We start from the raw sequence: 23,227 nt of genomic DNA on the forward strand, positions 1-23,227 counted from the left end.
ATCATGCCCGCATTATTCGCGGTTGCCGAGGAACTGAAGCAGGAACATGAAGAGGTTGATGAAATCGAGGTAGAGGTTCAGCGCGCCCATGATCGCCGCCTTGCCGAGCCATTCGCTGTCCATCGCGTGCGCGTGCGAGATGTAGTCGGTCTTGATGCGCTGCGTGTCATAGGCGGTGAGGGCCGCGAAGATCAGCACGCCGATCGCGGAAATCGCGAAGGCGAGGCCCGAGGAGGCCAGGAAGATGTTCACGATCGAGGCGATGATGAGGCCGATCACGCCCATGATGAGGAAGGAGCCCCAGCCGGAGATGTCCTTTTTCGTGGTGTAGCCCCAGAGCGACAGACCGGCGAAGGCACCGGCGGTCACGAAGAAGGTCTGGGCGATGGAGACGCCGGTGAACACGAGGAAGATCGAGCTCAGCGACAGGCCCATCAGCGCGGCGTAGAGGTAGAAATAGGTCTGTGCCGCGGCGGCGGAGAGGCGGTTGATCACGGCGCCGAAGGCGAAGACCATGATCAGCGGCGCGAACATGATGAGCCATTTCAGCGGGCTCGCGTAGAGCGCGTAGCCGAGGCCCGTCAGGTATTCGCCATTGCCGAGCGCGTATTCGGTCGGTGTCCCGGTGACGGAGAGGTTCGCCAGCGCCCAGGCGGCGAGCCCGGTGATCACGAGACCGACGGACATCGTCCCGTAGACTTTGTTCATATGGGCCCTGAGACCCTGGTCGATCTCCGCGGTGCGGGTGCCTGCACCTGCGTTGACCGTTCTGTAGTTCGCCATTGGCTTTCACTCCTGTGCGTCGAATTTCCTGTGCGTGGCGCCGGAAAACGGCGGTATCGCCCTCGATATTGGCAGCGTCGGGGGGAAATTCAAGACCTTCCGGAGGATATGAGAGACTTTCCCGGCGGATTGGGGCGGCTTTGCTTCGGCCGCGGGCGCGGAGGGGAAAAAAGGCCGCGATACCAGGGGGATCTCGGCCAGGGGGGACGTCGGCAAAGCGTCGGCAAAGCGCCGGAATTCCGTCGGGCTCAGCGCAGCCAGTGACGCGGCACGTCCCAGAGCGGGCGCGCGGCCTCGCGTAGCGCCTCGTCCCGCGTGAGGCCGATATCCGCGAGTCGCTCGTCGCTGAGGGAGGCGAGGGCGCGGCGCTGGCGGCGCAGGGCGCGGGCCATGCGCAGGCGGGCGAGAAGGGAAGGCCGGCGCGCCGCGCCGCGCGCGGAGGTGAGGGAGGCCGTTCGGGTCACCATCGTGTTTCCTTTCCAATTCATGAACATAACGGCGGCTTGAATCATCTACGGTGATAGGTATGCTGGAGATCCATTGATAAGCAAAATGAATGATTGTTTATCAATCCATCACGAGGCTTGATATGGCGCGAAATCTGGACCTGACTGCCCTGCGCTCCTTCGTCGCCGTGGCCGATTGCGGCGGCGTCACGCGCGCGGCGGGTTATCTGAACCTGACGCAATCGGCCGTGTCGATGCAGCTCAAGCGGCTCGAGGAGGGGCTCGGGTGCCGGCTGCTCGACCGGAGTTCGCGCACCATCGCGCTCACCGCGGCCGGCGAACAGCTCCTGTCCTATGCCCGGCGGATGCTCGAGCTCAACGACGAGGTCTATGCGCGGCTCACCGCTCAGGAATTCGAGGGGGAGATCACCCTCGGCGTGCCCCATGACGTCGTCTATCCGGCGATTCCGCAGGTGCTCCAGCAGTTTCACGCCGATTATCCGCGGATGCGGGTGACGCTGCTCTCCTCCTTCACGACCCATCTCAAGGAGCAGTTCGCGCGCGGCGAATGCGACATGATCCTGACGACGGAGGACGGTGTCGAGGCGGGCGGGGAGACGGTGGTCGAGCTGCCGCTCGTCTGGATCGGCGCGCCCGGCGGGACCGCGTGGAAGCAGCGCCCGCTGCGGCTCGCCTTCGAGCACCGCTGCATCTTCCGCAAGGGGGTGCAGGAGGCGCTTGACCGGGCGGGCATCCCCTGGGAGATCTCCATCGAGAGCGACCAGACCCGCACCATCGAGGCTTCGGTCTCCGCCGACCTGGCGATCCATGTCATGCTGGACGGCAGCGCGCCGCCCTATTCCGAACCGATCCAGCACGGCGGCGCCCTGCCGGAGCTCGAGAGCAAGAAGATCAACCTCTATTGCTCCGACCTTCTGAGCGGGGCGGCGGCGGAGAACCTGCGCATGCTCATCCGGCGCGCCTATGGCAACGGCGCGGGGACGCGCCTGGCCGCGCAGTAACGGCCGGGCGGATGGTCAGGGGGCTGTCAGGGCGTGACGACGATCTTGCCGGCGGCCCGGCGGCTGCGCAGCACGTCGAGCGCCTCCCCGGCCTGTGTGAGCGGAAGGCGGCGGGAGACATGCGGGCGGATCCGCCCCGCCGCCGCCCAGTCGAACAGCGTGGCGAGCGAGGCGCGCAGCGGCGCCGGGTTGAAGCGCATGTAGCCGCCCCAGTAAAAGCCGATGGCGGTGATGTTCTTCACCAGCATGTGGTTCGGTTTCATCACCGGCAGATTGCCTCCGGCGAAGCCGATCAGCAGGATCCGCCCGTCGGGATTCGTCGCGCGAAAGCAGTCCTCGTAAAGCGCCCCGCCGACGGCGTCATAGACCACGTCCGCCCCGCCGAGCGCCCGGATCCGGTCGCGGATGCCCGGCGCGGTGGCGTCGATCACATGGTCCGCGCCGGCCTCCCGCGCGATCGCGAGCCTGTCCTCGCCGCGGGCGATGGCGATGACCTCCGCCCCCATGATCCGCCCGATCTCCACCGCCGTAAGGCCGACCCCGCCCGCCGCGCCGGTGACGACGAGCCGTTCGCCGGGCTGAAGCCTCGCCTTGTAGCCGAGGGCCATGTGGGAGGTGCCATAGGCGATCTGGAGCGCCGCCGCCGCGTCATAACCGAGCGCGTCGGGGATCGGGACGCAGCGCTCCGCGGGGAAGTTTCCCGCCTCGGCCAGCCCGCCCTGGCCGGAGAACACCGCGACGCGCGTGCCGGGCGGCAGGCCGGTCACGCCGGCGCCGCAGGCCTCGACATCCCCGGCCAGTTCGAGGCCGAGGGTGAAGGGCGGCTCCGGCGTGTCCTGATAGGTTCCGAGACACATGAGCGTGTCGGCGAAATTGAGCGCGGCGGCGCGGATGCGCACGCGCAGCTCTCCCGCACCGGGGGCGGGAAGGGCGATCTGCTCGAGGACGGGCGGCCGGTCGAAACCGTGCACGCGGAAGGCTCGGGTCGTCTCTGTCATGCCCGCTTTTCGCCTCTCGCGCCGCGCCTGTCCATGAAAAACGGGGAGGCCGGACGCGATCCGCGGCGCCTCGGGAGGGAGAATCCGGGGCCGCGGGCGCCGTGTTCCAAGGGCCGGAAAAGGCGACTCGCCCGGTGCCGGATCCGCCGGGTTCTTTGCATAATGCAAAGATGTGCGGAAAACACGCGCAGGTTTAGTGTCACGCCTGCTTTCAAATTCTCTAAAAATAAGCTAAAACTACAGGGGTAGAAACAAAAACAGGCGAAAAATCAAAGCGGTAAATCTCAGCGGTAAAATCCTATCCAAAAAGACAGGTTGAGCCGGAAGCTCAGCTTTACGAAATGTGCTAATACACGCATAGGTTAAGATGTGTGCTTGATACAAGGAGCGGTCAGTATGAAACATCCCGTGGACGTCCACGTGGGCAAGCGCATTCGCCACCGTCGCTGGATGGTGGGCATGACGCAACAGCAACTAGCGGAGAAGGTTGGGATCAAGTTCCAGCAGATCCAGAAGTACGAGACGGGCATGAACCGGGTTTCGGCCTCCCGTCTCTGGGACATCGCCGAGGCGCTCAGCGTGCCGGTCGCCTTCTTCTTCGAAGGCATGGATGTGCCCGCCGCGGACATGCCGCAGGCCACGTCCGCAGAGAGGGCCGTGCCCTCCGACATTCTCGCAGACAAGGAGGCGCTGGAACTCGTTCGTTCCTATTATGCCATTCCCGAAAACCAACGTCGTCGCCTGTTCGAACTGGCGCGCGTATTGTCCGACGTCGCCTGAGGCGGATCTGTTCCGCGCGCTGGGGGTGACGCGCGGGGGACAGGGCTCCGATCGGAAACCCGAGAGCGACCGGCTCCTGTGCTGCATGCACCGGAGCCGTCTCTCTTTTCCGGGGGGATTTTTCCCCGATGGATTTTAAGGATATCTGACGCCCGGACCGGTGTCCCGGCAGCAGGAGCAGGGGCGGCGACTTGACCGCCGGCGGGCGACAGGCTACCGCGATGGGGCGCCCGGACCAAAGGATCAGGTCATGACAGCCCAGACGAGTTTTCCCGATTTCGCGCCCGCTCTGCGGGCGGAACTGATCGCCACGGCGCAGGCCGCGGCCGATGCCGCCCGGCAGGTGACGCTCGGCTATTTCCGCGGCGCGCAGCTTGGGACCGAATCCAAGATGGCCGCGGGCTTCGACCCCGTCACGCTGGCCGATCGCGGCGCGGAGCAGGCGATGCGCGCCGTGATCGCGGCGCGGCGGCCGGAGGACGGGATCCTCGGCGAGGAATTCGGCCCGAAGGAGGGCCGCACGGGCCTGACCTGGGTGCTCGACCCGATCGACGGCACCCGCGGCTTCATTTCCGGCACGCCGACCTGGGGGGTGCTCGTCGCGCTGCGGGGGCCCGAGGGGGCGCTGCTGGGCGTGATCGACCAGCCCTATATCGGCGAACGCTTCCTTGGCGGTTTCGGCCTTGCCCGACTCGACGGCCCGCACGGCTCCCGGCCGCTGCGCGTGCGCACCGGCGTCGGTCTCGACGAGGCGGTGATCTTCACGACCTTTCCCGAGGTGGGCAGCCCGGCGGAGGGTCGGGCCTTCCACGATCTCGCGCGGCGGTGCCGGCTCACGCGCTACGGCATGGACTGCTACGCCTATGCCCTGCTCGCCGCGGGCCAGATCGACCTCGTGGTCGAGGCGGGGCTGCAATCCTACGACATTCTCGCGCCGCTGGCGGTGATCGAGGCGGCCGGCGGCATCGTCACCGACTGGAGGGGCGGACCGGCGCATGACGGCGGCCGGGTGATCGCCGCGGCCAGCCCGGAGCTGCATGCCGCGGCGCTCGAGATCCTCTCCCTCGCCTGAACCCGGACCCGGAGGCCCCCATGCACCGCTGTTTCCTCATCCGCAACGCCGAGATCGTGCTGACCATGGACGACGACCGCCGGGAGATCGCGGGCGGCGACATCCTCGTGCGCGACGGGGTGATCGAGGCCGTGGGGCAGGGGCTTTACGACGACGATGCGCAGATCGTCGATGCGCGCGGCTGTCTCGTGACGCCGGGGCTCGTGAACACCCATCACCACCTCTACCAGACGCTCACCCGCGCGGTGCCCGCCGGGCAGGACGCGCTGCTTTTCGGCTGGCTGAAGACGCTCTATCCGATCTGGGCGCGCTTCGGCCCCGAGCACATGTATGTCTCCGCGCTCACCGGCCTTGCGGAGCTGGCGCTCTCGGGCTGCTCGACCACCTCCGATCATCTCTATCTCTTTCCGAACGGCGCGCGGCTCGACGACACGATCGCCGCGGCGCAGGCCGTCGGGATGCGGTTTCACGCGACGCGCGGGGCGATGTCGATCGGGGAGAGCCTGGGCGGTCTTCCCCCCGACAGCCTCGTGGAGCGGGAGGCGGATATCCTCGACGACTGCATCCGCGTGATCGACGCCTTCCACGATCCGAAGCCCGGCGCGATGGTGCGGGTGGGGGTGGCGCCGTGTTCGCCCTTCTCCGTGTCGCGCGAGCTGATGCGGGATGCGGCGCTCCTGGCGCGGGACAAGGGCGTGATGATGCACACCCATCTCGCGGAGAATGACGAGGACGTCGCCTATTCGCTCGAAAAATTCGGCTGCCGTCCCGGCCAATATGCCGAGGAACTGGGCTGGACCGGGCCGGACGTGTGGCACGCCCATTGTGTGAAGCTCGACGGGCGGGAGATCGACCTTTTCGCCCGCACGCGGACGGGCGTCGCCCATTGCCCCTGTTCGAACTGCCGGCTGGGTTCCGGGATCGCGCCGGTGCGGGCGATGCGGGATGCCGGGGTGAAGGTCGGCCTCGGCGTCGATGGCTCGGCCTCCAACGACAGCGGCAACCTCATCGCGGAGGCGCGGCAGGCGCTGCTGTTGCAGCGCGTCGCCTTCGGCGCGGACAGGATGAGCGCGCGCGAGGCGCTGGAGATCGCGACGCGCGGCGGGGCCGAGGTGCTCGGCCGGGACGACATCGGCCGGCTCGCGCCGGGCACGCGCGCGGATATCGCGATCTGGGACATGTCGGGGGCGGAGGCCGCGGGAAGCTGGGACAAGGCGGCGCTCCTGCTCGCCGGGCCCATGGCGGTGACCCATCTCTTCGTCGAGGGCCGGCAGGTCGTGGCCGATGGCCGTGTGGCAACCATCGACCTCGCCGGGACGTTGAGCCGGCAGACCCGCCTGGCCGCAGCACTGGCCGCGGGATAGGCAGCAGCGGAGGCGACGCATGGGATGGGCACGCAAGGCGGGCGGTCTTCTGCTCCTCGCCTCTGTCCTCGGCGGGTGCGGGGCGGCGCCGGGAAACGGCCCGGTCCCCGCGGGGATGAACGGGGCGGCCCCGCGGCAGGCGGCACCGGCGGAGGTGCGGGCGCGGCTGCTCGCGGCGATGAACGCGGAGCGCCGGACACGCGGGCTTGCGCCCCTCGCGGAGGACCGGCGCCTGACCCGCGCCGCGCAGGCCCATGCCGACGATCTGGCCCGCCGGGGCTATTTCAGCCACAGCTCCCCGGAGGGGGCGACACCGCTCCGGCGCGTGACGCAGGCGGGTTACACCGGCTGCCTCGTGGCCGAAAACCTGTCCTACGGATGGGGCAGCGCGGAGCGGGCGGTCGCGGAATGGATGCGCTCCCCCGGCCACCGCGCCAACCTGCTCAACGACGGGATGCGCGAAGCCGGGGTCGGTGTCGGGCCGAACGCCCTGTTCGTCGCGGTCTTCGCCGCGCCCTGCCGCTGAGCCTCAGGCCGGCCGCGCCTGCACGCCCGCGACGCAGGTGGCGAGGATCGCGCGGTCGTCGCCCATCATGATCGTGGGGAAAAGCTCTTCCCAGATCGTTTCAGCCCGGATCGCGCGCTGGGCGATGGCGGGGGTGGAGGCGAGGTCGAGCACGGTGAAATCCGCCTCCATCCCCGGCGCGAGCGATCCGATCCTGTCCTCGAGCCGCAGGGCGCGGGCCGAGCCGCGCGTCGCGAGCCAGATGAGCTGCGCCGGATGCAGCGCGGTATGGGTGAGCTGGCCGATCTCATAGGCCGCGGCCATGGTGCGCAGCATGGAAAAGGACGAACCGCCCCCCGTGTCCGTGGCCAGCCCGACGCGCTGCCGCTCCGCCTGGCGCGCGCCCATGTCGAACAGGCCGGAGCCGATGAAGGTGTTCGAGGTCGGGCAATGGATCAGCGCGCAGTCGCTGGCGCGCAGGTGGTCGATCTCCCGCGGGGTGAGGTGGATCGCATGGCCGAAGAGCGCACCCTCGCGCACGAGCCCGTGCGCCTCGTAGGTGTCGAGATAGTCGCGCGCCTCGGGATAGAGGCCGCGCACCCAGTCGATCTCGTCGGTCTGTTCGGAGAGATGCGTCTGCATGAGGCAGGAGGGATGTTCGGCCCAGAGCCGCCCGAGCGCGTCGAGCTGGTCGGGCGTCGAGGTGGGCGAGAAACGCGGCGTGATCGCATAGGTCGCGCGGCCCCTGCCGTGCCAGCGTCCGATCAGCGCCTTGCTGTCGTCATAGGCCGATTGCGCCGTGTCGCGCAGGGCTTCGGGCGCGGTGTCGCGGTCCATGCAGGTCTTGCCCGCCACGATCCGCATGCCGCGCGCCTCGGCCGCCTCGAACAGCGCATCGACCGAACCGGGATGGATGGTGCAGAAGCTCGCGACCGTCGTCGTCCCGTTGGCGAGCAGCAGGTCGAGGTAACGCTCCGCGATCGTCGTCGCATAGCTGCGGTCGGCAAAGCGCGCCTCCTCGGGAAAGGTGTAGCTGTCGAGCCAGTCGATGAGCCGCTTGCCCCAGCTCGCGATCATCGCGGTCTGCGGGTAATGGGCGTGGGCATCGACGAATCCCGGCACGATGAGGCCGGGGCCGAAATCGGTCAGCGCGGCCTCGGGATGGTCCGCCTGCATCTGCGCCCGCCCGCCGATTGCCGCGATCCGCCCGTCGCGCAGGAGCATCGCCGCGTCGCTGTCGACCCGCACGGCCTCGGTCGGCGGGATCTCGAACGGATCGCCGTGAAACGTCATCACCTGACCTGCTACGAGTGTGTCCATGAGAGCCTGTCCTGCCGTGAAATGTCCTGCCGCCCGTCGCGGCCCTGCCGGGGGACACTATGTGCCCCCGCGGCCAAGGTAAATCAATCTTGCCCCTGTTTCTCCCCCCAAAGCTGCCTTAAAGTCGCGGGGACGAGCAAGACAGGCGGATCATGGTCGAAGAGCAGCACGAACTTCCCGAGGACGAAGAGCGAGACGAGGACACCTATTCGATCAGCTCCAGGGCGCTGAGCTCGATCCTCTATGCCGTCGACACCGGGGATCGCGAGAAGCTCATAGAGCTGATGGAGCCGCTGCACGCGGCCGACATCGCCGACCTCCTCGAACAGGTGAACGCCTATGACCGGCGCCGCCTCATCTTGCTCTACGGCGCGGAATTCGACGGGGAGATCCTGTCGGAACTCGACGAGGGCATCCGCGACGAGGTGATCCACGTCCTGCGGCCGGAGGTGCTGGCCGAGGCGGTGCGCGAACTCGATTCCGACGACGTCGTCGACCTGGTCGAGGATCTCGACGAGGACGCGCAGGCGGCGATCCTCGCGACGCTCGAGGCCTCCGAGCGCGTCGCGGTCGAGAAGTCGCTCTCCTATCCCGAATATTCCGCCGGGCGCCTGATGCAGCGCGAGGTCGTCATGGGGCCGGAGCACTGGACCGTCGGGCAGGCGATCGACTTCATGCGCAGCGCCGAGGAGCTGCCGCAGGATTTTTACCACATGGTTCTGATCGACCCGAAGATGCACCCGGTCGGCCATGTCACCCTCGGCAAGATCCTCGGCGCGCCGCGCAGCCAGCCGCTGAGCGAGTTGCTCGAGCCGGGTTTCCGCACCTTCCGCGTGGACGAGAGCGAGACCGACGTCGCCTATGCGTTCAACCAGTATCACATGATCTCCGCCCCGGTGGTGGACGAGGACGACCGTGTCGTCGGCGTGATCACCATCGACGACGCGATGAACGTGCTCGACGAGGAACACGAGGAGGACATCATGCGCCTCGCGGGCGTCGGCGAGGGCTCGCTGTCGGACCGGGTCCGGGATACGGTGAAACAGCGCCTGCCGTGGCTCGCCGCCAATCTCGTGACCGCGATCATCGCCTCGCTCGTGATCGCGCTCTTCGAGGACGAGATCGCGACCATCGTCGCCCTCGCCGTGCTGATGCCCATCGTCGCCTCGATGGGCGGCAATGCCGGGACACAGTCGCTCACCGTCGCCGTGCGCGCGATCGCGACGCGCGACCTCACCGGCGCGAACGTCTGGCGGGTGATCCGGCGGGAGATCCTCGTGGGCCTCGCGAACGGGCTGTTCTTTGCGGTGGTGATGGGGCTCGTGAGCTTCTTCTGGTTCGGGTCGGCGGAACTGGGGCTGGTGATCGCGACGGCGATGGTGATCAACCTCGTCGTCGCGGGCCTCGCGGGGATCGGCGTGCCGGTCGCGCTCGAACGGCTCGGCGTCGACCCCGCGCTCGCCTCCGGCACCTTCGTGACGACCGTGACCGATGTCGTGGGCTTCTTCGCCTTCCTCGGGCTGGCGGGGATGGTGCTGCTATGAGCGATCTCACGGCACGCAAGGCCGCGCTGCGCGCCGAGGCGCGGCAGCTTCGCCAGGCGGCCCACGACGCCGCGCGGGAGAGCGACGCGGCCGGACAGGCCTGCCGCCTCCTCACCGGCTTCCTGAGCGGGCGCGCGGGCCAGGCGATCGCGGGCTACATGCCGATCGGCACCGAGCTCGACCCGCGCCCCGCGATGGCCGAACTCGCGCGCCTCGGTCCGGTCGCCGTGCCGGTGGTGGAGGCGCCTGCCGCGCCCCTGCGCTTCGACCTCTGGACGCCGGAGACGGAGATGGTGGCCGGGGCCTTCGGCGCTGCCGTGCCCGCGCGCTCCGAGCCGGTCGAGCCCGATGTGCTCATCGTGCCGCTGCTGGCCTTCGACCGCGCCGGGCATCGCCTCGGCTATGGCGGCGGGTTCTACGACCGCACGCTCGCGCGGCTGCGCGAGGGGCGCGACGTCTTCGCCGTGGGCCTTGCCTTTGCCGGGCAGGAACTGTCGGGGCTCGGGCTCGAACCCACCGACGCGCCGCTCGACGCGGTGGTGACCGAACGCGAGGTGCTCACCTTCTGAGCCGCGTCTTTTCGACCGGGACGGACGCCCGCACGCTTGCCAAGAGGGCGCGGCGCGCCTAAGCCTCTCAGTTATGAAAATTCTCTTTCTCGGTGACATCGTCGGCAGCGCGGGGCGCAAGGCCGTCATGGAGCGCGTGCCGGCGCTGCGCGCGGAATGGGGCCTCGACTTCGTCGTGGTCAACGGGGAAAACGCCACCAACGGGATGGGCCTGTCGGGCGACCATGCCAAGGCGCTTCTGGAGGCGGAGATCGACTGCCTCACGCTCGGGGACCATGCCTTCGACCAGAAGGACATGATGCAGTTCTGCGAGCGCGAGACGCGCATCGTCCGTCCGATCAATTTCGCCAAGGCGGCGCCCGGACGGGGCCTGCGCGTCTTCGAGGACCGGCGCGGGCGGCGCATCCTCGTCGCGCAGGTGCTGGGCCAGGTCTTCATGAAGCGGCCCTTCGACGATCCCTTCTCCGCGATGGACCAGGTCTTCATGACCCACAAGCTCGGCGGTGCGGTGCAGGCGGTTCTCGTCGACATGCATTGCGAGGCGACCTCGGAGAAGATGGCGATGGGCCATTTCTGCGACGGGCGCGCCTCCGTCGTCGTCGGCACGCATACCCATGTCTGCACCGCGGATGCGCAGATCCTGCCCGGCGGCACGGCCTATCTGACCGATGCCGGCATGTGCGGCGACTACGATTCGGTGATCGGCATGGACAAGGCCGAGCCCCTGCGCCGCTTCGTGACGGGCATGGCGAAGGGACGATACGAGCCCGCGAAGGGCGAGGCCACGCTTTCAGGCCTCTATGTCGAGACCGACGACCGCTCCGGGCGCGCGCGGGAGATCCGTCCGGTCCGGGTCGGCGGGCGGCTGTCGCAAAGCACGCCCTGAGGCGGATTTTGCCACGATTCCCCGCGCTTTGGCCAAGGGGCCGGGCCGTCGCCGGGGACGTTTTGCCGCTTGTGAAGCGCCGGGGAACGGGGCCATATTGCGCGGAACGGCACGTAAAGCGCGAGGGCTTATGGACCTTTTCAATTTCCCCCCGATGACCGAGGCGATCATCGCGCTCCTGGTGGTCGGGGTCATGTTCGTGCTGTTCGTGCGCGAGAGCTTTCCGACCGAGGTCGTCGCCATCGCGGGGGCGGCGCTGATGCTCGTCCTCGGGATCCTGCCCTATGACGCCGCGCGCGAGGTGCTCTCCAACTCCGCGCCCTGGACGATCGGCGCGCTGTTCATCGTCATGGGCGCGCTGGTGCGCACCGGCGGGCTCGAATGGTTCACGCGGCAGGCGGGAAACTATGCGGAAACCCATCCGCCGGTGGCGATCGCGCTGCTGCTCTTCGTGGTCGTCGTGCTCTCCGCCTTCGTCGCGAACACGCCGGTCGTCGTCGTGATGATCCCCGTCTTCATCCAGCTCTCCGGCCGGCTCGGCGTCGCGCCCTCCAAACTGCTGATCCCGCTGTCCTATGCGGCGATCATGGGCGGCACGATCACGCTGCTGGGCACCTCGACCAACCTGCTGGTGGACGGCGTGGCGCGGGCCCAGGGGCTCGAGCCCTTCGGCGTGTTCGAGATCTCGCTCCTCGGCATGATCGTCGCCGCCTCCGGCACGGTCTACCTCTATTTCATCGGGCGCCACCTCCTGCCCGAACGCGACAGCCTCGCCGCGATGCTCTCCTCCGGCCGCTCCCGGATGAAGTTCTTCACCGAGGCGGTGATCCCCCCCGACAGCAACCTCGTCGGACGCGAGGTCACCGGCGTGCAACTCTTCAAGCGTGACGGGGTGCGGCTCATCGACGTGGTGCGCGGCGACAAGTCCTTTCGCCACGAGCTCGAGGGACTCGTGCTCGAGGTCGGGGACCGGATCGTCCTGCGCTCGCAGATCACCGAGCTTCTGAGCCTCCAGCGCGACAAGTCGCTCCGGCGCGTCGACCAGGTCTCCGCCGTGGAGACGACGACGATGGAGGTGCTGATCACGCCGGGCTGCAAGATGGTGGGGCGCGCGCTCTCCTCGATGCGCCTGCGCCGGCGCTACGGCGTCTATGTCGTCGCCGCGCATCGCCGCAACCAGAACCTCGGACAGAACCTCCAGGATCTCGTGGTGCGGGTGGGCGACACGCTCCTGCTCGAAGGCGCGCCCGCCGACATCCAGCGGCTCTCCGCGGATATGGACATGGGCGTGATCTCGCGCCCCGCCGAACGGGCCTACCACCGCTCCCATGCGCCGATCGCCCTGGCCGCGATGGCGGGGGTCGCCATCCTTGCCGGCCTCGGGGTGGCGCCGATCCTCGTGCTGTCGGTGATTTCCGTCGCGGTGGTGCTCGTCACCCGCTGCATCGACAGCGAGGAGGCGTTTTCCTTCGTCGAGGGGCGGCTCCTCGCGCTCATCTTCGCCATGCTCGCGGTGGGCGCGGGGCTCGATGCCTCGGGCGCCGTGGAACTCGTGGTGGGGGCGATCGCCCCCCTGCTCGAGGGCCTGCCGGCCTATGGCATCATCTTCGCGGTCTTCCTGCTGACCTCGGTCCTGACCGAACTGGTGACGAACAACGCGGTCGCCGTCGTCGTCACGCCGATCGCCGTCGGGCTCGGGCAGCAGATGGGCTTCGATCCGCGCGGCCTCGTCGTGGCGGTGATGTTCGGCGCCTCGGCGGCCTTCGCCACGCCGATCGGCTACCAGACGAACACGATGGTCTACGGCCCCGGCGGCTATCGCTTCACCGACTACATGCGCGTCGGCATCCCGCTCAACATCCTGATGGCGGTGGTCGTGAGCTTCTTCATCCCGATGATCTGGCCGCTCTGAGCGCGATCCGCCCCGATTTCGGCCGGTTTTGCGCGGCAGGCGAGCGCGCGATCTTGCGGCCCCCATGGCGCTTCGCCTATAGAGGCGCGACAGCAGACATTGGACTTGTGGAGGCACCACATGGCAGGCCATTCAAAATGGGCAAACATCCAGCACCGTAAGGGCCGTCAGGACGCCGCGCGTTCGAAGCTCTTCTCCAAGCTCGCGAAGGAGGTCACCGTCGCGGCGAAGATGGGCGACCCGGACCCGGAGAAGAACCCGCGCCTGCGTCTTGCGGTGAAGACGGCGAAAGCGGCGTCCTGCCCGAAGGACGTGATCGACCGCGCGATCAAGAAGGCGCTCGGCGGCGATGCGGAGAATTACGACGAGATCCGCTATGAGGGCTACGGCCCGGACGGGATCGCCTTCATCGTCGAGACGATGACCGACAACGTGAACCGCACCGCCTCGAACGTGCGCAGCTATTTCACGAAGGCCGGCGGCAATCTCGGCACCTCGGGCTCGGTCGCCTTCATGTTCGACCGCGTGGGGGAAATCACCTACGGTCCCGAGGCCGGCGATGCCGATACGGTGATGCTCGCCGCCATCGAGGCGGGCGCGGAGGATGTGGAAAGCGACGAAGAGGGGCACTGGATCTACACCGCCGACGGCGATCTGGCCGCCGTGTCCGACGCGCTCGAGGCGGCGCTGGGCGAGTCGAAGGATGCCAAGCTGATCTGGAAGCCGCAGAACCGCACCGAGGTCGATCTCGACACCGCGCAGAAGCTCATGCGCCTCGTCGAAATGCTCGAGGACGACGACGACGTGCAATCGGTCACCGCCAATTTCGACGTTCCCGAGGACGTGGCCGAGCAGCTCTGAGCGCCGGGCCTTCCTCGGTCTGAACCCCGCCGGACCGGCGGGGATTTTCACTGTACCAGCGCCGCGACCGCCGCGACGCGCACCGCCGTCGTCAGCGGCGCGAGCACCGCGCGGTTGAGCCGGGAGACATGCCAGTAGAGCGGGATGTCCACCGGGTTGGGGGAGAGTGCGACGAGCCTTCCCCGCGCCAGGTCGTCCGCCAGCAGGGCGGCGGGATTGAGCCCCCAGCCGAGGCCCGCCCGCGCGGCATCGACGAAGCCCTGGGTGGAGGGAATGCGATGCGCGGGCAGGGGGACGCTGCGCCCGGCGATCCGCCGCGACCAGTTGTCCTGAAGCCGGTCCTTCTCGTCATAGACGAGGGAGGGCGCGCGGGCGAAGGCCTCCGCCGTGAGCCCGTCGGGGAAATGGCGCGCGACGAAGGCGGGGGTCGCTACCGCGAGGTAGCGCAGCGCGCCGAGCGGGTAGATGTCGCAGCCCGCGACCGCCGTCTCGCGCGCAGAGACCGCGCCGACCACCTCGCCGCGCCGCAGCCAGTCGGCGGAATGGTCCTGATCGTCGATCTCGAGCCGGTAGAGCGGCCCCTCATGCCCGGCCATCGCCGCGACGAACCAGGTGGCGAGGCTGTCGGCATTCACCGCAAGCCGGAGCGGCGCGGGCGCGGGTGGGGCGCCGAGGTCGCGGGCGAGCTGCGCCTCGAGCAGGCCGACATCCTCGGCATGGCGCGCGAGCCGCAGCCCCGTCTCCGTCGGTCGGCAGGGCGAGGCGCGGAGCACGAGCGGCGTGCCCAGCCGGTCCTCCAGCCCCTTCACCCGCTGCGACACGGCGGACGGCGTCACCCCGAGCGCGGCCGCGGCCGCCTCGAAGGAGCCGGTGCGCAGCACGGCGGCGAGCGCGGAGAGGGCAGGGTAGTCGCCGGGGTTCAGCATTTCTGATCCAGGGAAAGATTGTTTAATTTGTCTAACCTCGATCCGCGGCCTAGTCAAAACCGACCTGAGGGAGCCGCCATGCAGACACACGCCCTTCTCACCGGGTTCTTCACCGGCCTCGGCCTGATCGTCGCGATCGGGGCGCAGAATGCCTTCGTGCTGCGGCAGGGGCTGCGGCGGGCGCATGTCCCGGCGGTGGTGCTGACCTGCGCGCTGTCGGACGCGCTGCTGATCTGCGTCGGCGTCTTCGCCTCGGCCCGGATCGCGCAGGCGGTGCCGCCCGCGCTGCCGCTCATGCGCTGGGGCGGGGCGGCCTTCCTGCTGCTCTACGGCGCGCGGGCGGCGCGGTCGGCCTGGCGCGGCGGCGGGCATCTGGAGGCGGCGCGGAGCGAGGGGCAGAGCCTGCACGCCGCGCTCCTCACCTGTCTCGCGCTCACCTGGCTCAACCCGCATGTCTATCTCGACACGGTGGTGCTCCTCGGCGCGGTCTCCACGAAGTTTCCGCAGGCCCGCCCGGCCTTTGCCGCGGGGGCCATGACCGCCTCCCTCGCCTTCTTCCTCGCGCTCGGCTACGGCGCGCGGCTGCTCGCGCCGGTCTTCGCCCGCGACACCGCCTGGCGGCTGCTCGACGCCGGGGTGGCGCTCGTCATGTGGACAATTGCGCTCGGGCTTGTGCGCGGCTCCTGAATTGCGCCCCGCCGGCAAAGGCGTACCTTCCCGGCCATGACCGCGCCCTCGAAACCCGTTCAGGGCATCCTCTGGATGCTGTTCACCACGATCAACTTCGTGCTCGTCAATGCCGTGGTGAAATATATCGGCGACACGCTGCCGGTGCTCGAATCCGCCTTCCTGCGGTTCCTGCTCGGCCTGGTCTTCCTCATCCCCGCGCTCGGCGCGGTGCGGACGGCCACCTTCACGCCGCGCATCTGGAAGCTCACCTTCGGCCGCGCGATCTTTCACGCCATCGCCATGAGCACATGGTTCTTCGCGATGACCCGCATCCCGATGGGAGAGGTGACGGCGATCAACTTCATGAACCCGATCTATATCACCATCGGCGCGGTGGTCCTGTTCGGGGAGCGCATCGCGCTGCCGCGGATCCTCGCGCTCGTGATCGCCTTCGCGGGCGGGCTCGTGATCCTGCGCCCCGGCTTTCGCGAGATCGACCCCGGCCATCTCGCCATGATCCTCTCGGCCGTGGCCTTCGCGGGCTCCTACCTCATCGCCGGGGCGCTCACGCGCGAACTGCCGCCGGCGGTCGTCGTCTTCCTGATGTCGGTGACGGTGCCGATCGTCCTGTCGCCCTTTGCGCTGATGCACTGGCAGACGCCGACGCTGCACCAGCTCGTGCTGCTCTTCTGCGTCGCCGCCTTCGCCACGCTGGGGCATTATTCCATGATCCGCGCCTTTGCCTGCGCGCCGCAGACGCTCGTGCAGCCCGTCGTCTTCGTCCAGCTCATCTGGTCGATGACGCTCGGCTTCCTGCTGTTCGGCGAACCGTTCGATCCCTTCGTGATGCTGGGCGGGGCGATGATCATCGGCGCGATCTCCTTCATCACCTGGCGCGAGGCGCGCGGCCGGCGGGCGGAAGAGGCGCCGGTGCCCTGATCGCTTGATCCGCGTCAAGGCGCGGTGCGGGTGCTGCCGTCAGACTGGGACTGTGACACGGCAAGAGACAGAGGAGACGCGCATGTCCAACACCCCGCATCAACTGGCCGCAGATTTCCCCGACCATATCGGACGGATTTCCGCCCTGCTCGCGACGGAGCCCCATTTCGCCCGTCTCGTGAAGCAATACAACGCGGTGAACGAGGAGGTGCATCTGGCGGAAACCGACCTCCGCCCGATGGAGGATCTGGCCCTCGTGGAACTGCGCAAGAAACGGGCGATGCTGAAGGACGAACTCTACAGGATGCTGACCATGACCGCCTAGACCCGGCGCGCCGGCGCGCCGCCTGCGCAGCGTTCTTTCCCCGGATCCCGAGCGCCGGCACACCGGCCGGATCGGGCGGTGGTGCCGGGAAAGACCGAGGCGCGCGGCGGCGCCCGTCACGGCCTGAAGGGGACGGTCCTGAACCTGCTGGAGCGCCGCTTGAGGAGCCAATTCCGCCAGTAGGACCGCGTCAGGTAACGCGCCTTCGGTCTGGCTTTCTGAACGGCCTTCAGTCTCCGGCGCTCGCCTTCGAGGGTGGAGACCTTTCCCTTCTCGGGATGATCGACAAGCCGCGGCACCACGACATGCGTGGACAGATCCCGCAGCTCGCAGGGCCAGTCCGCCACGAATCTCACCGGTGTCGCCGCTTCGACAAGGGCGGAGGCGCAGTCTTTCCTCACGGTGTAGCCGGTGGCGAGATTGGGGGAAAACATGACCGGCCGTGCGACGATGTCGCCGTAAAGCGGAACCGTCGCGCGGCCGAGGAACACCGGACCGTAATCCAGCATGAGCATGGAATGGTCCCGATAGGCGCCGCTGCGGACGAATTCCGCAAATCCCGGACCGACGATCGCGTCGTCCTCGAGGATGATGCCGCCGTCCTCCCCGTTGTCGAGGATCATCTGGCAGACGTTCCGATGCGACAGCGCGCAGGCGAATTCCCCGTCCGACAGGGGCCGGTGCTTGCGCCTCTCCGCCGTGGCGCGGTCGATCTGGCTTTCCCAGACGGCGGGAAGACCGTTGCGGCCGTCCACGCCGGGCACGATCTCATATTCAAGCCCCAGTTGGTCGAGCGCCTCGATGAGCGGCCTGCGTCTCTGTTCGTCGCTCTCCAGGGAGATGACGCGAATTTTCCACGGGGTCTGGATCATGGTTCGTCCTGAAATTGAAGATGCGGTCTGAAATGACTGAAAGAAATCACGCGCTGCCGTTTGGGCCTGTCATGCGCCTCCCCGAGACCTTGTGCCGACGACACACAGAGCGATCTCCGCGTCGGCCGGAGGCGGCCTGCGCGCCGCGTCGCCCTCGGGCGAGAGGGCGCGAATCTTTCCTGCGGGGTTTGTCATGATCGGTCGGTCTTGCGGGTGGTGGGGGACGCGGGTTCAAATCGGTAAACGCGGCAACTCTGCTCAAATATGAATGAAAACCTATTATGATATGTTAATGTTTTTGCAAAGCGTTTTCTGTGGGGATATGTCGCGACGGCCTCGGGCGCGGACCGTTCTCCGCATCCCGCGGAGAGGCGTGCGGGCCGGACACCGCCCGGCGCCGGTGCCGGCCATGTCGGAGAGTCCCGTGAACGGGAAATATCGCTCGGAAATGGTGCCCCCACACGGACTCGAACCGCGGACCCACTGATTACAAATCAGTTGCTCTACCAGCTGAGCTATAGGGGCACTCCGACGCTCCATTACCAGCAGGCGGGCGGAGGTGCAAGTGAAACGCCGGCAGGCGTCAGAGCGGCAGGACCACGGGCAGGAGCGTCACGCAGAAGGCGAGGGTGACGAGGGTGAAGGGCGTGCCGATCCGCACGAAATCGCCGAAGCGATAGCCGCCGGGGGTGAGCACGAGGAGGTTCACCGGGGAGGAGACCGGCGTCATGAAGGCGGTGGAGGCGGCGAGCGCCACGCACATGACGAAGGGATAGGGCGAGGCGCCGAGGCTGTCGGCGATGGCGAGGGCGACGGGGCCCATCAGCACCGCCGTGGCGGTGTTGGAGATGAACAGGCTCAGCAGCGTCGTGGCCGCGAAGAGCGCGGCGAGCAGGAGGCGCGGCGGCCCGTCTCCGAAGAGCGAGACGACGGCCTGCGCGGCGAGGTCGACGCCGCCGGTGCGTTCGAGGGCGAGGGCGAAGGGGATCATGCCGGCGATGAGCACGAGCATCTGCCAGTTGACCGCGCGATAGGCGGAGCGCAGGTCGATGCAGCCGAACGCGCCGAGCGCGAGGCAGCCGATGAGGGCGATCTGGGCGTTGGGCAGCAGGCCGAAGGTCATGGCGAGAACGATGGCGCCGAGCACGGCGATGGCGACCGGGGCGCGGCGCCGTTCGGGGACGAAATCCTCCGCCTCCTCGGGGAGGTCGAGGAAGACGAGGTCGCGGCGCTGGCCCTGGAGGCGCCGGATCGTGCGCCAGGGGCCGGAGAGCAGGAGCGTGTCGCCGGGTTTCAGCCGCGTCTCCGCGACGGAGGAGGTGGCGGCGTTCTGCGCGCGCCGCAGGCCGAGCACCGACAGGCCGATCGTGCTGCGGAACTGCGCCTCGACCGGGGAGAGGTCGGCATGGGCGGAACCGGGCGGCACCATCGCCTCGACGAGGCCGATCTCGCGGCTCGGCATCCGGGCGGCGACCTCCGCCGCGCTGCGCCGGATGAGGCGATGGCGGGTGGCGAAGGCGTCGAGGTCGAAATCCTCCTCCGGCACGAGGAGGATCAGGCAATCCCCGGCGGCGAATTCGCGGTCGCCCTCCGGCAGGAGGAGCTCGGTCCCGAGCCGGCCGCGGCGTTCGATGGCGAAGAGGGTGATGCCGAGGCGGGCGTGCAGGCCGAGCGTGTCGAGCCGCTGGCCGACGAAATCGCTCGCCGCGGGGATGGCGAGCCGGGCGACGCGCTCCGTCAGGGCATAGGTTTCGAGCAGGTCGGCGATATGCGGCCGGTGCGCGCGCGCCTCGGCGGGACCGGCGGCGGGGGCCAGCCGGCGGCGCATCGCGAGCATGTAGAGGATCGCGAGGGCGAGCACCGGCAGGCCGAAGACGGAGAAGGCGAAGAAGCCGAAGCCGTCGTGGCCCTGGCGGATCAGTTCGGCGTTGAGCACCATGTTGGGCGGCGTGGCCACGAGGGTGAGCATGCCCGAGATGAGCGCCGCCATGGAGAGCGGCATCATCAGCCGTCCGGGCGAGAGATGCGCAGTGCGTGCGATGCGCAGGACGATCGGCACGAAGATCGCGACGACGCCCGTGGAGCTCATGAAGGCCGAGAGCCCCGCGGCGGAGAGCATCAGCATGACGATGAGCGGGCCTTCGCGCCCGCCCGAGCGGCGGCTGAGCTGGTCCCCGATCCATTGCGCGACGCCGGTGCGCACCAGCGCCTCGCCCACGACGAAGAGCGCGGCGATCAGCACGACGCTCGGATCGGCGAAGCCCTGGAGGGTTTCGGAGACGGAGATCGCGCCGGTGAAGGGCAGGGTGACGATGAGCAGGAGCGCGACCACGTCCATGCGCGGCCGCCCCCAGGCAAAGAGCAGGAGGGCGACGAGCAGGAGCCCGAGGACCGAGGCCAGTTCTGATGTCATGCCCGCGCCTTTCTGCCGGAGGGTCCGGGGCCGGCGGCCCGGATCGTCTCCGGTGGGGAAGTTGCGGCCGACGATAGCAGCCCCGGCGGCACGATCAATGTCCCGCGTGCCGCCGGGGCCGGATCAGGAGAGGCCGGATCAGGACAGGCCGCCGAAGCAGAGGTTCTTGATCTCCAGATAATCGTCGCAGCCGTATTTCGAGCCTTCGCGCCCGATGCCCGATTGCTTCACCCCGCCGAAGGGCGCCATCTCGGTCGAGATCGCACCGGTGTTGATGCCGACCATGCCGACCTCGAGCGCCTCGCCCACGCGCCAGGCGCGGTTCAGGTCGGAGGTGTAGAAATAGCCCGCGAGGCCGAATTCGCTGTCATTCGCCCAGCCGATTACCTCGTCTTCCGTGTCGAATTTCACGAGCGGGGCGAGCGGGCCGAAGGTTTCCTCCCGCGCGAGTTTCATCTCCTGGGTGACGCCGGTCAGCAGCGTCGGCTCGAAGAAGCCCTGCCCGAGACCGGAGCGCCTGCCGCCGCGCAGGACCGTCGCGCCCCTTGCGGTCGCGTCCGCGAGGTGATCCTCGACCTTCGCCACGGCGGCGGCGTTGATCAGCGGTCCGGTGGTCACGCCGTCGGCAAAGCCGTCGCCGAGGGTGAGGCGCTCCATCGCCTCCGCGAGTTTGCCGGCGAAGGCGTCGTAGATCCCGGCCTGGACGTAGATCCGGTTGGCGCAGACGCAGGTCTGGCCGTTGTTGCGGAATTTCGCGACCATCGCGCCTTCCACCGCGGCGTCCACATCCGCGTCGTCGAAGACGATGAAGGGCGCATTGCCGCCGAGTTCGAGCGAGATCTTCTTGATCGTGTCCGCCCCCTGGCGCATCAGCAGCTTGCCGACGCGGGTCGAGCCGGTGAAGGTGAGCTTCGCCAGCTTCGGGTTCGCGCACATTTCCGCGCCCATGCCCGCGGCATCGAGGCCGGGAAGCACGTTGAACACCCCCGCCGGCACGCCCGCGCGCTCCGCGAGCTTCGCCAGCGCCAGCGCGGAGAGCGGCGTGAATTCCGAGGGCCGCGCGACCACCGTGCAGCCGACGGCGAGCGCGGGCGCCATCTTGCGCGCGAGCATCGCGTTGGGAAAGTTCCACGGGGTGATCGCGCCGACGACGCCCACCGGCTGTTTCACGATGACCATGCGCTTGTCGGACTGCGCGCCGGGGATCATGTCTCCGTAAACCCGCTTCGCCTCCTCCGCGAACCATTCGATATAGGCCGCGCCATAGAGGATCTCGCCGCGCGCCTCGGCCCAGGGCTTGCCCATCTCGGCGGTGAGGATCGTGGCGAGATCGTCCGCATTCTCCACCAGAAGATCGAACAGGCGGCGCAGGATCGCGCTGCGCTCCTTGCCCGCGCGCGCGGCCCAGCCGCGTTTCGCCGCATGGGCGGCCCCGATCGCCGTTGCCACATCGGCGGCGGAGAGGTCGGCGACACGGGCGATCACCTCGCCGGTCGCGGGATTCTCCACCGGGAACGTCGCCGCGCCCCCGATCCATTCGCCGTTCACGAAGCCGCGGGTCTCGAGCAGGCTTTCGTCCTTCAGTGTCCGCATCTCAGGCTCCCTTCACCGCTTTGGCGGCCGCTTCGAGAATGTCCAGCGCCTCGGCGAAGACATCGTCCTCGATGGTGAGCGGCGCGAGGAAGCGGATCACGTTGCCATGCACCCCGCAGGTCAGCAGCAGGAGCCCGCGGTCGAGCGCGGCGCGGCGGATCGCCTCGGCAAGCTCGGGCAGCGGCGTGCCGGCCTCGTCCATGAACTCGGCGGCGATCATGAAGCCGGGACCGCGCACCTCGGCAAGCTCGGGGAGAAAGGCCGCCTGCATCGCCCGGAGCCGGGCCTTGAGCACGCTGCCGAGCGCGGTGGCGCGGGCGCAGAGGTCTTCCTCCTCGATCACGTCGAGCACGGCGTTGGCCGCCGCGATGCCGAGAGGATTGCCGCCATAGGTGCCGCCCAGCCCGCCGGGCGCGGCGGCATCCATCAGCTCGGCACGGCCCACCACGGCGGAGATCGGGAGCCCGCCGCCGAGGCTTTTGGCCATGGTCGTCAGGTCGGGCGCGACACCGTGGGCCTCCATCGCAAAGAGGGTGCCGGTGCGCGCAAAGCCCGTCTGCACCTCGTCGGCCACCATCACGATCCCATGGGCGTCGCAGAGCGCGCGCAGGCGGGTGACGAAGTCCTTCGGCGCCGGGTTGAAGCCGCCTTCGCCCTGCACGGGTTCGAAGACGATGGCGGCGACGCGGGCGGGGTCCACATCCGCCTTGAACAGCGCCTCGAGCGCGCGAAGGCTGTCCTCCACGGAAATGCCGTGCAGCGCGTTGGGGAAGGGCGCATGGAACACGTCCGCCGCCATGGGGCCGAAGCCGAGCTTGTAGGGCGCGACCTTGCCGGTCATCGACATGGTCATGAAGGTGCGCCCGTGGAACCCGCCGTCAAAGGTGATCACGGCGGAGCGGCCGGTCGCGGCGCGCGCGATCTTCACCGCGTTCTCGAGCGCCTCCGCGCCGGTCGTGACGAAGAGCGCCTTTTTCGCGAAGTCCCCCGGCGCGAGGGCGTTCAGCCGCTCGGCAAGGCGCACGTAGCTTTCATAGGGCACGACTTGGTGGCAGGTGTGGGTGAAGGCGTCGAGCTGCGCGCGCACGGCGGCCATCACCTTCGGGTGCCGGTGGCCGGTGTTCAGCACGGCGATGCCCGCGGCGAAGTCGATGAGGCGGTTGCCGTCGGCATCCCGGATCTCCGCGTTCCGGGCGCTCACCGCGTAATGATCGGTGAGCACGCCCACGCCGCGCGCCAGCGCCGCCTTGCGACGGGTCTCGAGCCCGGCATTCTCGGTCTTTTCCAACATGTTCGGTCTCCCGGCTCCGCGCAGGTGGTGGCTGCGGCTGTGGTTGCGAATCCGGCGTCAGGGTACCGGTTTGGCGGTGGTGAAAAAGTCTGTTTCTTCTGTGCCGCAAGTCCTTGTAAAGTCGAGGGGCGAAGAAA

At 68.6% G+C, this 23,227-nt stretch carries 22 protein-coding genes and 1 tRNA gene; 13 read left to right on the forward strand and 10 right to left on the reverse strand.

Annotation, left to right across the window (positions count from 1 at the left end):
* Positions 1 to 12: 12 nt before the first annotated feature.
* Positions 13 to 783, reverse strand: coding sequence for a Bax inhibitor-1/YccA family protein (locus tag P73_RS07705; protein ID WP_043869151.1), 771 nt, complete (start codon positions 781 to 783; stop codon positions 13 to 15).
* Positions 784 to 1,031: 248 nt separating this feature from the next.
* Complete coding sequence (locus P73_RS07710) at positions 1,032 to 1,250, reverse strand: YjiS-like domain-containing protein (protein ID WP_139267100.1); 219 nt, start codon at positions 1,248 to 1,250, stop codon at positions 1,032 to 1,034.
* 122 nt (positions 1,251 to 1,372) lie between these two features.
* Between P73_RS07710 and P73_RS07715 the strand changes: the two genes are divergently transcribed.
* On the forward strand, positions 1,373 to 2,251 hold the full coding sequence (locus P73_RS07715; protein WP_043869153.1) for a LysR family transcriptional regulator: 879 nt from the start codon (positions 1,373 to 1,375) through the stop codon (positions 2,249 to 2,251).
* A gap of 26 nt (positions 2,252 to 2,277) precedes the next feature.
* On the opposite strand, the gene P73_RS07720 is transcribed toward P73_RS07715, so the two are convergent.
* Positions 2,278 to 3,249 carry an NADPH:quinone oxidoreductase family protein gene (locus tag P73_RS07720; RefSeq protein WP_043869154.1) on the reverse strand — a complete coding sequence of 324 codons (972 nt, stop codon included), beginning with the start codon at positions 3,247 to 3,249 and terminating at the stop codon, positions 2,278 to 2,280.
* Between the two features lie 396 nt (positions 3,250 to 3,645).
* Here P73_RS07720 and P73_RS07725 point away from each other — a divergent pair, with 396 nt between their 5' ends.
* The 4 genes from P73_RS07725 (at position 3,646) to P73_RS07740 (ending at position 6,991) form a co-directional block, all read left to right on the forward strand.
* On the forward strand, positions 3,646 to 4,029 hold the full coding sequence (locus P73_RS07725; protein WP_043869155.1) for a helix-turn-helix domain-containing protein: 384 nt from the start codon (positions 3,646 to 3,648) through the stop codon (positions 4,027 to 4,029).
* Positions 4,030 to 4,279: 250 nt separating this feature from the next.
* A complete protein-coding gene (hisN, locus tag P73_RS07730) occupies positions 4,280 to 5,101 on the forward strand; it encodes a histidinol-phosphatase (RefSeq protein WP_043869156.1) in 822 nt (273 codons plus the stop codon).
* A 20-nt stretch (positions 5,102 to 5,121) separates the two neighbouring features.
* Complete coding sequence (locus P73_RS07735; protein WP_043869157.1) at positions 5,122 to 6,465, forward strand: 8-oxoguanine deaminase; 1,344 nt, start codon at positions 5,122 to 5,124, stop codon at positions 6,463 to 6,465.
* 19 nt (positions 6,466 to 6,484) lie between these two features.
* Entirely contained in the window at positions 6,485 to 6,991 is a 507-nt protein-coding gene (locus P73_RS07740) for a CAP domain-containing protein (protein WP_052453107.1), read from the forward strand.
* Positions 6,992 to 6,994: 3 nt separating this feature from the next.
* On the opposite strand, the gene guaD is transcribed toward P73_RS07740, so the two are convergent.
* The gene (guaD, locus tag P73_RS07745; RefSeq protein ID WP_043869158.1) at positions 6,995 to 8,290 is read right to left on the reverse strand and encodes a guanine deaminase; all 1,296 of its coding nucleotides are present in this window, start codon (positions 8,288 to 8,290) and stop codon (positions 6,995 to 6,997) included.
* A 152-nt stretch (positions 8,291 to 8,442) separates the two neighbouring features.
* On the opposite strand from guaD, the gene mgtE reads away from it, so the two are divergent.
* The 5 genes from mgtE to P73_RS07770 all read left to right on the forward strand — a co-directional run bounded on the left by mgtE (position 8,443) and on the right by P73_RS07770 (position 14,062).
* Positions 8,443 to 9,834 carry a magnesium transporter gene (mgtE, locus tag P73_RS07750; protein ID WP_043869159.1) on the forward strand — a complete coding sequence of 464 codons (1,392 nt, stop codon included), beginning with the start codon at positions 8,443 to 8,445 and terminating at the stop codon, positions 9,832 to 9,834.
* Positions 9,831 to 10,403: a 5-formyltetrahydrofolate cyclo-ligase gene (locus P73_RS07755; protein WP_043869160.1), complete on the forward strand. Its 573-nt coding sequence runs from the start codon at positions 9,831 to 9,833 to the stop codon at positions 10,401 to 10,403. The genes mgtE and P73_RS07755 overlap by 4 nt, the downstream gene beginning before the upstream one ends.
* Before the next feature lie 73 nt (positions 10,404 to 10,476).
* Positions 10,477 to 11,289: a TIGR00282 family metallophosphoesterase gene (locus P73_RS07760; RefSeq protein WP_043869161.1), complete on the forward strand. Its 813-nt coding sequence runs from the start codon at positions 10,477 to 10,479 to the stop codon at positions 11,287 to 11,289.
* 130 nt (positions 11,290 to 11,419) lie between these two features.
* A complete protein-coding gene (locus P73_RS07765) occupies positions 11,420 to 13,201 on the forward strand; it encodes an SLC13 family permease (RefSeq protein WP_043869162.1) in 1,782 nt (593 codons plus the stop codon).
* Between the two features lie 120 nt (positions 13,202 to 13,321).
* The gene (locus P73_RS07770) at positions 13,322 to 14,062 is read left to right on the forward strand and encodes a YebC/PmpR family DNA-binding transcriptional regulator (RefSeq protein ID WP_043869163.1); all 741 of its coding nucleotides are present in this window, start codon (positions 13,322 to 13,324) and stop codon (positions 14,060 to 14,062) included.
* A gap of 47 nt (positions 14,063 to 14,109) precedes the next feature.
* Here P73_RS07770 and P73_RS07775 read toward each other — a convergent pair whose 3' ends face one another.
* A complete protein-coding gene (locus P73_RS07775; protein ID WP_043869164.1) occupies positions 14,110 to 14,988 on the reverse strand; it encodes a LysR family transcriptional regulator ArgP in 879 nt (292 codons plus the stop codon).
* Between the two features lie 78 nt (positions 14,989 to 15,066).
* Here P73_RS07775 and P73_RS07780 point away from each other — a divergent pair, with 78 nt between their 5' ends.
* From P73_RS07780 to P73_RS07790, 3 genes are all read left to right on the forward strand, one after another.
* Positions 15,067 to 15,675 carry a LysE/ArgO family amino acid transporter gene (locus tag P73_RS07780; RefSeq protein WP_043869165.1) on the forward strand — a complete coding sequence of 203 codons (609 nt, stop codon included), beginning with the start codon at positions 15,067 to 15,069 and terminating at the stop codon, positions 15,673 to 15,675.
* Positions 15,676 to 15,711: 36 nt separating this feature from the next.
* Complete coding sequence (locus P73_RS07785) at positions 15,712 to 16,596, forward strand: DMT family transporter (protein WP_043869166.1); 885 nt, start codon at positions 15,712 to 15,714, stop codon at positions 16,594 to 16,596.
* A gap of 82 nt (positions 16,597 to 16,678) precedes the next feature.
* Positions 16,679 to 16,921 (forward strand): HP1242/YdcH family protein, encoded by a 243-nt coding sequence (locus P73_RS07790; RefSeq protein ID WP_043869167.1) that lies wholly within the window; start codon positions 16,679 to 16,681, stop codon positions 16,919 to 16,921.
* A gap of 116 nt (positions 16,922 to 17,037) precedes the next feature.
* On the opposite strand, the gene P73_RS07795 is transcribed toward P73_RS07790, so the two are convergent.
* From P73_RS07795 to P73_RS07815, 5 genes are all read right to left on the reverse strand, one after another.
* Positions 17,038 to 17,793, reverse strand: coding sequence for a glycosyltransferase family 25 protein (locus tag P73_RS07795; protein ID WP_043869168.1), 756 nt, complete (start codon positions 17,791 to 17,793; stop codon positions 17,038 to 17,040).
* A gap of 449 nt (positions 17,794 to 18,242) precedes the next feature.
* Positions 18,243 to 18,318: transfer RNA gene (locus P73_RS07800), tRNA-Thr, on the reverse strand.
* 58 nt (positions 18,319 to 18,376) lie between these two features.
* Complete coding sequence (locus tag P73_RS07805; protein WP_043869169.1) at positions 18,377 to 20,206, reverse strand: SLC13 family permease; 1,830 nt, start codon at positions 20,204 to 20,206, stop codon at positions 18,377 to 18,379.
* A 138-nt stretch (positions 20,207 to 20,344) separates the two neighbouring features.
* Complete coding sequence (locus P73_RS07810; protein ID WP_043869170.1) at positions 20,345 to 21,799, reverse strand: NAD-dependent succinate-semialdehyde dehydrogenase; 1,455 nt, start codon at positions 21,797 to 21,799, stop codon at positions 20,345 to 20,347.
* A gap of 1 nt (position 21,800) precedes the next feature.
* Positions 21,801 to 23,090 carry a 4-aminobutyrate--2-oxoglutarate transaminase gene (locus tag P73_RS07815; RefSeq protein WP_043869171.1) on the reverse strand — a complete coding sequence of 430 codons (1,290 nt, stop codon included), beginning with the start codon at positions 23,088 to 23,090 and terminating at the stop codon, positions 21,801 to 21,803.
* Positions 23,091 to 23,227: the final 137 nt, after the last annotated feature.

The organism is Celeribacter indicus (assembly GCF_000819565.1).
GTDB classification, from domain to species: domain Bacteria; phylum Pseudomonadota; class Alphaproteobacteria; order Rhodobacterales; family Rhodobacteraceae; genus Celeribacter; species Celeribacter indicus.

What these genes read in the sequence shown, in the direction of transcription:
- P73_RS07765 (WP_043869162.1), top strand. Translation starts at nt 11,420, where the DNA reads ATGGACCTTTTCAATTTCCCCCCGATGACCGAGGCGATCATCGCGCTC.
- P73_RS07715 (WP_043869153.1), top strand. Translation starts at nt 1,373, where the DNA reads ATGGCGCGAAATCTGGACCTGACTGCCCTGCGCTCCTTCGTCGCCGTG.
- P73_RS07790 (WP_043869167.1), top strand. Translation starts at nt 16,679, where the DNA reads ATGTCCAACACCCCGCATCAACTGGCCGCAGATTTCCCCGACCATATC.
- P73_RS07805 (WP_043869169.1), bottom strand. Translation starts at nt 20,206, where the DNA reads ATGACATCAGAACTGGCCTCGGTCCTCGGGCTCCTGCTCGTCGCCCTC.
- P73_RS07705 (WP_043869151.1), bottom strand. Translation starts at nt 783, where the DNA reads ATGGCGAACTACAGAACGGTCAACGCAGGTGCAGGCACCCGCACCGCG.
- P73_RS07770 (WP_043869163.1), top strand. Translation starts at nt 13,322, where the DNA reads ATGGCAGGCCATTCAAAATGGGCAAACATCCAGCACCGTAAGGGCCGT.
- P73_RS07725 (WP_043869155.1), top strand. Translation starts at nt 3,646, where the DNA reads ATGAAACATCCCGTGGACGTCCACGTGGGCAAGCGCATTCGCCACCGT.
- P73_RS07740 (WP_052453107.1), top strand. Translation starts at nt 6,485, where the DNA reads ATGGGATGGGCACGCAAGGCGGGCGGTCTTCTGCTCCTCGCCTCTGTC.
- mgtE (WP_043869159.1), top strand. Translation starts at nt 8,443, where the DNA reads ATGGTCGAAGAGCAGCACGAACTTCCCGAGGACGAAGAGCGAGACGAG.
- P73_RS07815 (WP_043869171.1), bottom strand. Translation starts at nt 23,090, where the DNA reads ATGTTGGAAAAGACCGAGAATGCCGGGCTCGAGACCCGTCGCAAGGCG.
- guaD (WP_043869158.1), bottom strand. Translation starts at nt 8,290, where the DNA reads ATGGACACACTCGTAGCAGGTCAGGTGATGACGTTTCACGGCGATCCG.
- P73_RS07795 (WP_043869168.1), bottom strand. Translation starts at nt 17,793, where the DNA reads ATGATCCAGACCCCGTGGAAAATTCGCGTCATCTCCCTGGAGAGCGAC.
- P73_RS07785 (WP_043869166.1), top strand. Translation starts at nt 15,712, where the DNA reads ATGACCGCGCCCTCGAAACCCGTTCAGGGCATCCTCTGGATGCTGTTC.
- P73_RS07735 (WP_043869157.1), top strand. Translation starts at nt 5,122, where the DNA reads ATGCACCGCTGTTTCCTCATCCGCAACGCCGAGATCGTGCTGACCATG.
- P73_RS07810 (WP_043869170.1), bottom strand. Translation starts at nt 21,799, where the DNA reads ATGCGGACACTGAAGGACGAAAGCCTGCTCGAGACCCGCGGCTTCGTG.
- P73_RS07760 (WP_043869161.1), top strand. Translation starts at nt 10,477, where the DNA reads ATGAAAATTCTCTTTCTCGGTGACATCGTCGGCAGCGCGGGGCGCAAG.
- P73_RS07755 (WP_043869160.1), top strand. Translation starts at nt 9,831, where the DNA reads ATGAGCGATCTCACGGCACGCAAGGCCGCGCTGCGCGCCGAGGCGCGG.
- P73_RS07720 (WP_043869154.1), bottom strand. Translation starts at nt 3,249, where the DNA reads ATGACAGAGACGACCCGAGCCTTCCGCGTGCACGGTTTCGACCGGCCG.
- P73_RS07775 (WP_043869164.1), bottom strand. Translation starts at nt 14,988, where the DNA reads ATGCTGAACCCCGGCGACTACCCTGCCCTCTCCGCGCTCGCCGCCGTG.
- P73_RS07710 (WP_139267100.1), bottom strand. Translation starts at nt 1,250, where the DNA reads ATGGTGACCCGAACGGCCTCCCTCACCTCCGCGCGCGGCGCGGCGCGC.
- P73_RS07780 (WP_043869165.1), top strand. Translation starts at nt 15,067, where the DNA reads ATGCAGACACACGCCCTTCTCACCGGGTTCTTCACCGGCCTCGGCCTG.
- hisN (WP_043869156.1), top strand. Translation starts at nt 4,280, where the DNA reads ATGACAGCCCAGACGAGTTTTCCCGATTTCGCGCCCGCTCTGCGGGCG.